The following is a 12,333-nucleotide window of genomic DNA, read 5'->3' on the forward strand; positions in this document are numbered from 1 at the left end:
TTAAATTACAAATCCGTGAGGAATAGTTGCTCCGTTTTTAATTACTACAATACCATCTCTAATAGCATAGGTATCGGTTTCTGTGTCTTGCAAGTGATTGCCTCCATTTATTCTTACGTCATCACCAATACGACAATTTTTATCCAGAATAGCATTTTTTATAAAGCAGCGCTCTCCAATGCCCATTAATATTTTAATTTGTTTTTCTTCAATTTCTTTGAGGGTTTCATAATAATCGCTACCCATCATATAGGTTTTTATAACGGTAGATTCTTTACCAATTCTAGATCGAATACCAATAACGGACTGCTCAATTTTAGCAGCACCAATGATGCACCCTTCGGCAATCACAGCTTTGTCTAAAGTTGTTCCGGCAACTTTGGTAGTTGGCAACATTCTAGCATGGGTGTAAATACGTTTGTTTCTATCGTATAAATCGAACTTGGGAATATCATCTGTCAAGCCTATATTTGCTTCAAAAAAGGAATCGATATTCCCGATGTCTGTCCAATACCCTTCATATTGATAACTTAAGGTTTTATGTTTTTCAATGGATTGTGGAATGATTTCCTTACCAAAATCTATGGTAGAGGGGTCGTTCATCAATTCCACTAAAAGGTCTCTATTAAAGATGTAAATACCCATGGAGGCCAAATAATGACGCCCTTCACGTTTCATCTCGTCACTAACATCTGAAGTCCATTCAGGTAACAAACTAGCATTTGGTTTTTCAATGAATGAGGTCACTAAACTTTCTTCATTAGATTTTAATATACCAAAAGAGGTAGCGTCTTTTGCATTAACAGGAATGGTTGCAATGGAAATTTTTGCGTTATTTTTTTCATGGGCTTCTATCATTTTATCATAATCCATTTGATATAATTGGTCACCAGATAGAATTAAGGCATATTCAAAATCATGTCTTAAAAAGTGATGCATACTTTGTCGAACAGCATCTGCAGTGCCTTGAAACCAACCTTTGTTTGCAGGTGTTTGCTCAGCTGCAAGAACGTCAACAAATGCACTACTAAAAAAGCTGAAATGATAGGTATCTTTAATATGACGATTAAGTGAGGCCGAATTGAACTGGGTTAACACAAATATACGTTTAATGTCGGCGTTAATACAATTAGATATTGGGATATCTACCAATCTGTATTTTCCTGCAATAGGTACGGCAGGCTTAGATCTATTTTCTGTTAATGGGTGCAATCTGGAGCCTTGACCGCCACCTAATATGATGGCTAAAACCTTATTGTTAATCATAATTAGTTAGTTTATAGAGTTATATAAATTTATGTATTCTTGTGCCGAAACGTTCCAGGAATGGTCTATTTCCATGATTGCGCTTCTTAGTTTTTTATATTTTGATGGCTCATTGTAAAGAGCAACGGCTCGATCAATAGCATGTATTATTTCTAAAACGGTAACGTTTTCATGGCATATACCAAAACCGTTTTTTTCTGAAATATCTACAACGGTATCTTTTAATCCACCAATACTTCTCACAATAGGAATGGTGCCGTACCTTAAAGCATACATTTGATTTAAACCACAAGGTTCCACTCGAGAAGGCATTAGTAAAAAATCGGCTCCCGCATAAATAATATGGGATAGCTTTTCATCATACCCAATAAAAGCGTTATATGTTCTAATATAATCATTTTTTAGGGCTTCCAATTGGTTTTCAACAAACTTATTTCCTGAACCCAATAATAATATGGTGGCATTATTTTTTTCGAGGGCCAATTTGAATACTTCAGGAAATAAATCGGATCCTTTTTCGTCAACCAGTCTCCCAATAAATGCAAAAAGGGGTTTTTCAAAATCTAAATTAAAGGTATCACACAAATATTTTTTATTAGCAAAAGCCCCAGAATCAACGGTCTTTGTATTGTAATTTTCAACAATGTAAGGGTCAGTTTCAGGATTCCAAACGTTCCAATCAATACCATTTAAAATACCAGAACATTTAGCACTTTCTGCACTTAGTAAACTCTCTAAACCATTGGCGGCAATTTTTAATTCTTCCATATAACTAGGAGAGACCGTTGTAACCCACCAGGCACATTTTATTGCTGCAGCTAACGGATTTATATTTCCACTCCAATCCAATAAGCCAACATGGTTAAAATCAAAAGCAGGGATTAAGCCCACTTTTTCATGGGAAAACCACCCTTGATATTGCGCATTATGAATGGTTAAAATATTAGGGATTTTTCTAAAAGTTTCATATTTAAAACTTTCTTGAAGCATGAATGGAATAAGTCCAGTATGATGATCATGGCAATGGACAATATCTGGAAAGGTTTCCCACGTTAGCATCCAATCCAAAGTAGCGATTTGAAACGCTAAAAAGCGCTCGGTATCATTGAATGAATACACAAACTCTTTAAAAAGAAGTTCAGGCACATCAACAAAGAAAACGTCAAAGTCAAGAGGTTTTTCCTTAAGGGTTAAAATTCTAAACTCATAAGGAACCTCACCTAGACTTAAATTTGCCTTATATATGGTTGAAAATAGATTTTCTTTAGTAAACGTGTTATCATAAAATGGCATGATAACTCGCGAAGATATTTTTGGACCATTTTGATATTTAGGTAATGCCCCAACAACATCTGCAAGCCCTCCAACTTTTGCAACAGGGTAACATTCTGCACTTACGTGAATAATCTTCATTTAGAATTTAGCTTATTTTATAAACATACAAAATTATTATACATTTTTCCAGCTAAATTTTATTTTTAAAGAAAATATTGAAGAATCAACTTTAATCAAAATTTTCAATAATAATATAGCATAAAAAACCAATAGCATTAAGAAATCTTAATGATTCCATTTTAAAAATACCATAAAGGGTCTTGTTGGTGAATTTAAATATTTCCTCATTTAATAAGTTATAGCCAGAAATACACTTTTGTGCCTTTTTTATTTAAATGATAACTTAAATGTTTTAGTTTCTATATTTGTTTTGTTCTTTATTAAAATATGCGCACAAAATACCTTTATATATTTATTTTATTTCTTGTTTCCAGTTTAGGGGCTCAAAATAATACTTTCAAAAAGCAATTGGATAGTATACAAGAATTGAGGACACTTTCCAAAAGCACGAAATTTGATTTAGAAACAAGGATAGCGTATGCAAGACAAGCTGTAGCATTATCAACAAGGATGGGTCAAGATTCAATAGTTTTAAATTCTAATAGTAATCTTGCTTGGGTTTATTTACATAATGGTAAATATTTTGATAAATCAAAAACTTTGCTACATAAAAACCTAAAAGATGCTTATACTTTGCATGACACATTAAATATATATCATACATTTATTAGATTAGGATATATATATGCGCGTTCCCAAAAAGCAAATGATAGTTCTTATTATTACTATTACAATGCTATAAAATATATTGAAAACAGTCCCTCATATGAAGAAAACAAATATAAAATATATCAAGCTAATATATATAATAATATAGCTAATTTGCAAAAAGTTGAACAGGATTATGTCGGAAGTCAAGAGACAATAATAAAAGCAATTAATCTAATTTTAACGGTTCCAGAAAGCCAAGAAAGCCTAGAATTTTTATCAGATGCATATAATTTATTGGGGTTGAATCTAAAGGACATTAAAGAGTATCAAAAATCATTAGATTACTATCAAAAATCATTGGAGATTAGTAATAAAATACCAAATAAATATCAAAACAAGTTATACGCATTAATCAATATGGCGGAAGTTTATAGATTAATGAAATATTACAAAAAGGCTCTTCTTATATATTACGATTTACTAGAGGACAGTGAATTATTCGAAAAAGACCCTAGTTCTTATGGTGCCATTCTAAACAATATGGCCTATACCATGTTTTTGTCTAAAGATAATAATGTAAAAAAAATAGATTCCCTTTTCACCAAGGCTCATCGCATTTTTGAGGATTTACAATTACCTTATGAGCTGTCCGCAAGTAGTAATGATATGTCTAAGTTCTACGAGGCTATTAACAAAAAAGAAAAAGCCCTTTTTTATGCTGATAAAGCTTATGATTTAAGCAAAACTATTCAAAACTATGAAGAAGAATTACGTGCCCTAAAACAACTTTCTAAACTAAAAGAAGGTAATGAGGGCAAAGCCTATTTATATAAATACATAGCACTTAATGACAGCTTAATAGCCAACGAGCGTGCCAATAGAAATAAATTTGCCCGAATACAATTTGAGACCGATGAATATATAAAAGAGACCGAACGCTTAAGTACACAAAACATATTAATATCCATTATAGCAGTCATTCTTATACTAAGTTTGGGATTATTATATTTTATAAGGCTGCAACAAGGAAAGCATCAAAAGCTTCTTTTTGACAAAGAGCAACAAGAGGCCAACCAAGAGATTTACAGTTTAATGCTTAGGCAGCAAGCCAAATTAGAGGAGGGCAGGATGCAAGAGCGCCATAGAATAGCAGAAGATTTACATGATGGTATATTAAGTCAGTTACTAGGCACTCGAATGAATCTGGGCTTTTTAGATTTAAAAGGTGATAAAGATACCTTAGAGGATTATCAACGGTTTTTAAACGAAATCCAAAAGATTGAAAAAGAAATTAGATTATTATCTCACGAGCTCAAAGGAGATGATGTTCTAATAAAAACAAATTTCGAATCGATAATGGATCACTATTTAAAGAACCAAAGTATTGTAGGTAATTTTAAATATGAAATTATAAATAAAGGCATTTTATTTGATAGCATTAATGATTTTACAAAAGTTAATATGTATAGAATCCTTCAAGAAGCGATACAAAACATTATTAAATACGCAAAAGCCACTCATGTTTGGATTCATTTTTATTTAGAAGCAGAAGAGTTAAATTTGGTCATAGAAGATAACGGAGTGGGCTTTGATGTCAACAGTGACAAAAAAGGTATTGGCCTAAAAAACATAGCTTCAAGAGTTCAAAAGCTAAAAGGTTTTTTTAAAATAGAATCCATACCAAATAAAAAAACCTTAATACACATAATTATCCCAGTTTAATTTTTTTAGTTATGAATGCATATCTTGTTTTAATTATTGAAGATCATCCACTAATAACAGAAGCTTATAAAAAGGCATTCTCTCAGATTAGCTTAAAAAACCCCCAATTAAGTTTCATAATTAGTACAGCAAATACTTGTGATGAAGCATACTTAAAGATTAATGACGCTTCAAAGCAACAAGGATTTGATATTATTATTTTAGACATTAAATTACCGCCATCTAAAGAAGGAATACTATTATCTGGTGAAGATTTGGGACTTAAAATAATTGAACTGTTGCCCGATTCCAAAATAGTGGTATCAACGACGTTTAATGATAATTACAGAATCAATTCTATTTTTAAAAGCTTAAACCCAGAAGGATTTTTAATAAAGAACGATTTAAATCCTAAAGAACTGGTTTTGGCTATTGAATCCATAATCGAAGGGAAGCCTTATTATAGTAAATCGGTCATTGAATTAATGCGTAAGTTAACGGCCAATGATTTTTTAATAGACGCTGTTGATAGAAAGTTATTATATGAATTATCTAAAGGTACAAAAATGAGTCAGTTGCCAGAGATCATACCGTTGTCCATCTCAGCATTAGAAAAAAGAAAACGTGTGCTTAAAGAGATTTTTAATTTAGCCGATAAAGAAGACAGAGATCTTTTTAGAATTGCAGAGGAAAAAGGTTTTATCTAACTATTTAAGTGTATTTAGCGGTGTAATTACGGAACAGCCTTACTTATTTTGAGGAAAAACCTTTGACGTTATAACCACTTACCATTTATATTTGAGCGCTATTAATAATCGAGAATATATAAAACTCTCGAATACATTGCTTATCAACTAATAATGAGGGAGATTTCAAAAAGCGGTATGATAAATTTATCATACCGCTTCATTTTTTTAATCATTCAGTTTTAAAACAGCCATAAATGCCTGTTGTGGAATTTCTACATTTCCTACTTGGCGCATGCGTTTTTTACCTTTTTTCTGTTTTTCAAGAAGTTTGCGTTTACGGGATATATCACCACCATAACATTTGGCCGTAACATCTTTACGTAAGGCTTTTATGGTTTCCCGCGAAATAATTTTGGCACCAACGGCTGCTTGAATAGGAATATCGAATTGCTGGCGTGGAATAAGTTCCTTCAACTTTTCACACATTTTTTTGCCAATATTCTGTGCGTTATCGGCATGGATTAATGCAGAAAGCGCATCAACAGGTTGGGAATTCAATAAAATATCCAATCTAACCAATTTAGAAACTTTCATTCCTATAGGATGATAATCAAAAGAAGCATAACCTTTTGAAACGGTTTTTAAACGGTCATAAAAATCGAATACAATTTCTGCCAAAGGCATTTCAAAAGTTAATTCTACACGCTCTGGCGTTAAATAGGTCTGTCCGGAAACAATGCCTCGTTTTTCAATACAAAGGGACATAACGTTTCCAACAAAATCAGATTTTGTAATGATGGTCGCTTTTATATAAGGTTCTTCAACCCGATTTACGGTTGTTGGTTCTGGTAAATCAGACGGGTTGTTAACTATGAAAGGGACATCCGGATTTTTATTGGTATAAGCATTGTAAGATACGTTGGGAACCGTGGTGATGACAGTCATATCAAACTCGCGTTCTAAACGTTCTTGAACAATTTCCATATGAAGCATGCCTAAAAATCCGCAGCGAAACCCGAAACCTAAAGCAGCCGAACTTTCTGGGATAAACACCAACGAAGCATCGTTTAATTGTAATTTTTCCATAGAACTTCTCAGCTCCTCATAATCTTCCGTATCAACAGGATAAATACCCGCAAAAACCATAGGTTTTACATCTTCAAAACCTTCTACGATATTGGTGGTTGGTTTGGCAAAATCGGTAATAGTATCACCTACTTTCACTTCTTTAGCGGTTTTAATGCCCGTAATTAAATAACCAACATCGCCCGTTTTCACGCTTTGTTTGGGTACTTGACTTAGTTTTAAGGTACCAACTTCATCGGCGTAATATTCATTATCTGTCGCAACAAATTTTATTTTTTGTCCTTTTTTAATTTCACCATTAAACACTCTAAAATAAGTTTCAATTCCTCTAAAAGAGTTATAAACCGAATCAAAAATCAATGCTTGAAGCGGTGCGTCTGGGTCGCCTTTAGGTGCCGGAATACGCTCAATAATAGCCGCCAAAATATTATCAACACCAAAACCAGTTTTTCCGCTGGCGTGAATGATGTCTTCTGGCTTACAACCTAATAAATCTACAATATCGTCGGTGACTTCTTCTGGGTTAGCACTAGGTAAATCTACTTTATTAAGAACAGGAATGATTTCTAAATCGTTTTCTAAAGCCAAATATAAATTGGAAATGGTTTGCGCCTGAATACTTTGTGCAGCATCAACAATCAACAATGCACCTTCACAAGCGGCAATAGAACGCGATACTTCATAACTAAAATCTACGTGGCCAGGGGTGTCAATAAGGTTTAAAATATATTCTTCACCTTTATAGGTATATTCCATTTGGATGGCGTGCGACTTAATGGTAATACCACGTTCGCGCTCCAAGTCCATATTATCTAAAAGTTGGTCTTGTTTCTCTCTTTCAGTTACCGAACCCGTAAAATCCAATAAACGGTCTGCAAGCGTACTTTTTCCGTGATCTATATGTGCAATAATGCAAAAGTTTCTAATGTTCTTCATAAAAGTAATCTACACCTAGATTTAGTTTGCAAATATAGATGTTTTTATCTGCAAATATCCGGATTTTAAAACATGATATCCTTAGTTTTAGTTAGATAAAATAAAAACACTAATTTTGCACAAAAATTAATGGTTTGGTAAAAATACACAACATAGAACTTCCAGATTTTCCATTGCTTCTAGCACCTATGGAAGATGTGAGCGACCCACCGTTTCGTGCCTTGTGCAAGGAACAAGGTGCTGATGTGGTTTATACCGAATTTGTGTCTAGTGAAGGCTTGATTCGTAATGCTGCCAAAAGCGTTATGAAGTTGGATATTTATGAAAGGGAACGTCCCGTTGGGATTCAAATATTTGGAGCCAATTTAGAAAGTATGCTCCAAACCATTGATATTGTTGAAAAATCAAATCCAGATATAATTGATATTAATTTTGGTTGTCCCGTAAAAAAAGTGGTCAGCAAAGGGGCTGGTGCAGGCATTTTAAAAGATGTTTGCTTGATGGAACAATTGACTGCCGAAATGGTGAAGCGCACCAACATTCCTATAACTGTAAAAACCAGATTGGGGTGGGACCATGATTCCATACGGATTGTTGAAGTTGCCGAAAGACTCCAAGATGTTGGCTGTAAAGCCATTGCCATTCATGGGCGGACACGCGCTCAGATGTATAAAGGAAGTGCCGATTGGAAACCCATTGCCGAAGTTAAAAATAATCCAAGAATGCACATTCCCGTATTTGGAAATGGCGATGTTGATACGCCTGAAAAAGCTATGGAAATGCGTGATGTTTATGGATTAGATGGTGCTATGATTGGTCGCGCCAGTATTGGAAATCCTTGGTTTTTTAAACAAGTAAAACATTTTTTTAAAACAGGTGAACATTTAGGCCCTATTTCTATTGAAGAACGTGTAGATGCCGCCCGCAGGCATTTACAAATGGCAATCGATTGGAAAGGTGAAACTCTAGGCGTATTTGAAACCCGCAGGCATTACACCAACTATTTTAAGGGCATTCCACATTTTAAAGATTACAGAACCAAAATGGTCACTAGCGACGATGCTGCCGATGTATTTGCCGCTTTTGATGCCGTTCTTGAGCATTTTTCCGATTATCAGTTTACGGAATAATTCAAATTAATGATTTTCTACAAGGGTTTTGGTGATTCTTACCGAAGCTATTTTTGATGCTATAACACCTAATACTGAAATAGTAACAAATACAACCAACACATTTATCACTTTAATGGTAATAGGATAAGGAAGACTTGGCGTGATGTAAATTTTAAGAAATTCTGGTCCGTAAAGTTGATTTACCGCGAGCAATAATCCCATTAAAATACCAATACAGCCACCAAAAATACTCATTAAACTTCCTTGGTAAAAGAATATTTTTCTAATATCCTTAAGTGTTGCACCCATATTGAAAAGGGTACTTAATGTTTTCTTTTTATCTAGAATCATCATGATGATAGAACCAATCACATTAAACAAAGCAATAATTAAAACCAAAGTGAATATCAAATACACGGCTAAATTTTCAGTATTCAACATTTTATAAAGCTTATCATTCAGTTGTTCCCTAGTTTTTAAAATAACTTTACCCCCTAAAGCAGCTTGTATTTTTGAGATGGCATTTGTTTTATCAACACCATCTTTCAGTTTAAATTCGATGGCAGAGATTTGATTTGGTTTATAATTTAGCAAATATTCAACTAAGCTGATGGGCGCAAATACATAGGTATCGTTTAAGGTTTCATTAATATCAAAAATCCCAACATTAATGGTGTTTATGGAACTGTAAGCGTTTTTTATAGAGGTAATTTGTCCTTTCCCAGGTTTGGGAACATAGATGTTTATGGATTTGGCATAATCTAAAACGCCTAGAGATAAATTGGACGAAATGCCCCAGCCCACCACTATTTGATTACTATCCTGTTCAAACCAGTCGCCTTGAACAATAACGGAATCTATGGCATTAACCCGCTGAAACTGCTCATCAACACCTTTAATAGTTGCCAAATAGTTTTTTTCATCAAACCCAATAATAACACGCTCTTCAATAATTTTAGAATAAGAAGCAATAGCATCAATAGTGTTTAATTTTGAAACATCCTCATCACTCAAAATAAAAGATTTGCCTTTAGCCGTTTCAGCTTTTAAATCAGGGTCGACAATAGTTGAAAATTGCAGCGTAAAATCTTTTAATCCAGCAAATCCAGACAGTACAACAAATAGGGAAGCAGCACCTAGAATAACCCCAACGGCAGCAATAATGGTAATAAAATTAATAGCATTGTTACTGCTTTTAGAGCGCAGGTAACGTTTTGCTATGTATAAGGGGAAGTTCAATTAAGTTTTCTTTCTTTTTTCTAAAATACTCGGGTCTTTAATAGGGTTCTCCTGTCCTTTTAAAGATTTTTCAATTTGGTCGATATATTCTAAAGAGTCATCTACAAAAAATTCCAAATGGGGCATACGTCTTAATTGGTGCTTGGTACGTTGTGCCAATTCGTGTCTAATTAAAGGGGTATTCGATTTGATGCCGACCAAAAGTTCTTTAGCCTTATCATTTGGAAAAATACTTAAATATACTTTGGCAACCGATAAATCTACAGTTACCTTCACTTTAGAAACTGAAATTAATATACCCTGCATACCGCCTTGTGTGGCAGCACTTTGCAATACATCCACTAAATCGCGTTGTAATACCGAACCTATTTTTTTTTGTCTTTGACTTTCCTCTACGTTGCTCATTTATTACCTATTAAGGTTTATACCGCAAAAATACGGGATATTTAAAGATTAGTTTACTTTTAGTCACAAAATTTGTATCTTACTTAAAATGGATTTATAATGAAGCATATAGAACATATAGGAATAGCGGTTAAAAACTTAGATGATGCTAATAAATTATACGCCAAACTATTTGGCAAACCATCTTACAAAACCGAAGTTGTAGAAAGCGAAAACGTTAAAACATCTTTTTTTAAAGTCGGAAATAATAAAATTGAGTTATTGGAAGCTATGGAAGAGGATAGCATCATCGCAAGATTTATACAGAAAAAAGGGGAGGGCATTCACCATATAGCTTTTGAGGTTGAAAACATTAATGAAGAAATAAAACGATTAAAATATGAGGGCTTTGTTGTTTTGAGTGATGTGCCAAAAAAAGGTGCTGATAATAAGCTGGTTGTTTTTTTACATCCCATAAGCACGAATGGTGTATTGATAGAGCTTTGTCAAGAAATTATTTAAACAAATTATTTTCTTGTAGAGTTATAAAATTAGTATTAAATTCGCAGCCAATTTCGGTCCTATAGCTCAGTTGGTTAGAGCACCTGACTCATAATCAGGTGGTCCCTGGTTCGAGCCCAGGTGGGACCACTAATATAAACAAGGCTTTACAGATTTTTTAATTCTGTAAAGCCTTTTTATTTGTAAATGCTTTTTAGGTTTAATACTATTTTTACAAAAAAGTATATTTTTCTAAATGAATGGTATTCCCATTTTAAAATGACTTACATCAGTCCATTAACAATTATCGTTTTATTACCATTTGTTTTTGGAATTGCTGTCCGTTACTATTTATTGCTCTTATTAAATAGGTTCCTTCCTGAAGATTCGATACCTGTATTTGATATCTTTTACTTTTAGATCCAGCCCTTACCGTACTGATTAACCTGCCTACCAAGTCGAATACTTGGAAATGTTGAACCTCTATCTGTTTTTCAAATTCAAGAGTGGCACTTTCATTTGTAGGATTTGGATAGAGCTTCATAGTCGTGGGTACATCTTCGGGGTCGTTGGCTGATACATTCATTTCCATGTATGTCTGTTCAATACCTATGGAAACCTCGCTAGCTCCGTTGATCTGTATGGTCTCTGAGCACGTAGCTTCATCAATAGCTAAGTTTGTAGGGTTGGATACAATACTTTTACTTAACACAATTCTATCTAGTAGATGAAATTCTGATCGTGCAGATATCTCCATGGTATATATACCTGGCGAATCAAATCGAACAAAAACCTCATGGCCATCGTTGTCACTTACTAGGGTAGACCATGTCCAATTTGTAGTTCCGTTTGAATATACCTTGAACCAACCAGCAGATCCAGCACCTTCTGGATTGGGAGTTTTACCACTTCCCGTTGGATAAATAATGCTTGATCCATCTTGTCCGAAGAAATCATCAGCATCTGGAAAACGCAGCCAAGAATCATTTTCATCTGTAGAACTTGTGCCAGCACCAACTTTGGTTCTCCATTGAAATTTATATACTCCAGTATTGTTTATCTTTATTTTTGCAGAAAATTCCCCATTCCCTGGAGTAGTAAAAAATTCCCCATTCCCCCATTCTAAATATCCACTGCCAGAAAATCCAGTAACATTATTTTTAATATCCCATAAACCATCTGTATCAATATCTTCAGCTTCTATAACCAAAATGTTATTTGTTTCTTCATAAAAACAATTTGAGGATTGGGAGCCGGTCACCATTTTGAAGTTAAGGATAAGTCCCGGTTGGTTGGAAGGTGCGATGCTCAATTGGTACGATCCCAAAGGGAGCACGTTCCCGGCCAGGTCGCCGGACATGTCTCCAAATAGG

The 12,333-nt window shown here is 34.0% G+C and carries 10 protein-coding genes and 1 tRNA gene; 5 read left to right on the forward strand and 6 right to left on the reverse strand.

Annotation, left to right across the window (positions count from 1 at the left end):
- Both CDH50_RS03800 and CDH50_RS03805 read right to left on the reverse strand, forming a co-directional pair.
- The gene (locus CDH50_RS03800; RefSeq protein ID WP_100610535.1) at window positions 1–1,266 is read right to left on the reverse strand and encodes a glucose-1-phosphate adenylyltransferase; all 1,266 of its coding nucleotides are present in this window, start codon (window positions 1,264–1,266) and stop codon (window positions 1–3) included.
- Between the two features lie 6 nt (window positions 1,267–1,272).
- Window positions 1,273–2,679: a glycogen synthase gene (locus CDH50_RS03805; protein ID WP_100610536.1), complete on the reverse strand. Its 1,407-nt coding sequence runs from the start codon at window positions 2,677–2,679 to the stop codon at window positions 1,273–1,275.
- A 309-nt stretch (window positions 2,680–2,988) separates the two neighbouring features.
- Here CDH50_RS03805 and CDH50_RS03810 point away from each other — a divergent pair, with 309 nt between their 5' ends.
- Together CDH50_RS03810 and CDH50_RS03815 are read left to right on the forward strand one after the other, a co-directional pair.
- Window positions 2,989–5,034 carry an ATP-binding protein gene (locus tag CDH50_RS03810; RefSeq protein ID WP_100610537.1) on the forward strand — a complete coding sequence of 682 codons (2,046 nt, stop codon included), beginning with the start codon at window positions 2,989–2,991 and terminating at the stop codon, window positions 5,032–5,034.
- Window positions 5,035–5,045: 11 nt separating this feature from the next.
- Window positions 5,046–5,720, forward strand: coding sequence for a response regulator (locus CDH50_RS03815; protein WP_100610538.1), 675 nt, complete (start codon window positions 5,046–5,048; stop codon window positions 5,718–5,720).
- Between the two features lie 207 nt (window positions 5,721–5,927).
- Here the strand turns inward: CDH50_RS03815 and lepA are convergent, their stop codons facing one another.
- Window positions 5,928–7,724 (reverse strand): translation elongation factor 4, encoded by a 1,797-nt coding sequence (gene lepA, locus CDH50_RS03820; RefSeq protein ID WP_100610539.1) that lies wholly within the window; start codon window positions 7,722–7,724, stop codon window positions 5,928–5,930.
- Between the two features lie 134 nt (window positions 7,725–7,858).
- Between lepA and dusB the strand changes: the two genes are divergently transcribed.
- Complete coding sequence (gene dusB / locus CDH50_RS03825) at window positions 7,859–8,854, forward strand: tRNA dihydrouridine synthase DusB (RefSeq protein ID WP_100610540.1); 996 nt, start codon at window positions 7,859–7,861, stop codon at window positions 8,852–8,854.
- Between the two features lie 6 nt (window positions 8,855–8,860).
- On the opposite strand, the gene CDH50_RS03830 is transcribed toward dusB, so the two are convergent.
- Together CDH50_RS03830 and rbfA are read right to left on the reverse strand one after the other, a co-directional pair.
- Window positions 8,861–10,075: an ABC transporter permease gene (locus tag CDH50_RS03830; protein WP_100610541.1), complete on the reverse strand. Its 1,215-nt coding sequence runs from the start codon at window positions 10,073–10,075 to the stop codon at window positions 8,861–8,863.
- A complete protein-coding gene (rbfA, locus tag CDH50_RS03835; protein WP_100610542.1) occupies window positions 10,076–10,480 on the reverse strand; it encodes a 30S ribosome-binding factor RbfA in 405 nt (134 codons plus the stop codon).
- Window positions 10,481–10,579: 99 nt separating this feature from the next.
- On the opposite strand from rbfA, the gene mce reads away from it, so the two are divergent.
- Both mce and CDH50_RS03845 read left to right on the forward strand, forming a co-directional pair.
- On the forward strand, window positions 10,580–10,981 hold the full coding sequence (gene mce, locus CDH50_RS03840) for a methylmalonyl-CoA epimerase (protein WP_100610543.1): 402 nt from the start codon (window positions 10,580–10,582) through the stop codon (window positions 10,979–10,981).
- Window positions 10,982–11,036: 55 nt separating this feature from the next.
- Window positions 11,037–11,110, forward strand: a tRNA-Ile gene (locus CDH50_RS03845).
- A gap of 154 nt (window positions 11,111–11,264) precedes the next feature.
- On the opposite strand, the gene CDH50_RS03850 is transcribed toward CDH50_RS03845, so the two are convergent.
- Window positions 11,265–12,333, reverse strand: a 1,069-nt coding sequence (locus CDH50_RS03850) for a T9SS type A sorting domain-containing protein (RefSeq protein ID WP_232731950.1), incomplete at its 5' end; no start/stop codon positions are given.

This window comes from Confluentibacter lentus (assembly GCF_002806995.1).
GTDB lineage: Bacteria > Bacteroidota > Bacteroidia > Flavobacteriales > Flavobacteriaceae > Confluentibacter > Confluentibacter lentus.

What these genes read in the sequence shown, in the direction of transcription:
- CDH50_RS03800 (WP_100610535.1), bottom strand. Translation starts at nt 1,266, where the DNA reads ATGATTAACAATAAGGTTTTAGCCATCATATTAGGTGGCGGTCAAGGC.
- CDH50_RS03805 (WP_100610536.1), bottom strand. Translation starts at nt 2,679, where the DNA reads ATGAAGATTATTCACGTAAGTGCAGAATGTTACCCTGTTGCAAAAGTT.
- CDH50_RS03810 (WP_100610537.1), top strand. Translation starts at nt 2,989, where the DNA reads ATGCGCACAAAATACCTTTATATATTTATTTTATTTCTTGTTTCCAGT.
- CDH50_RS03815 (WP_100610538.1), top strand. Translation starts at nt 5,046, where the DNA reads ATGAATGCATATCTTGTTTTAATTATTGAAGATCATCCACTAATAACA.
- lepA (WP_100610539.1), bottom strand. Translation starts at nt 7,724, where the DNA reads ATGAAGAACATTAGAAACTTTTGCATTATTGCACATATAGATCACGGA.
- rbfA (WP_100610542.1), bottom strand. Translation starts at nt 10,480, where the DNA reads ATGAGCAACGTAGAGGAAAGTCAAAGACAAAAAAAAATAGGTTCGGTA.
- mce (WP_100610543.1), top strand. Translation starts at nt 10,580, where the DNA reads ATGAAGCATATAGAACATATAGGAATAGCGGTTAAAAACTTAGATGAT.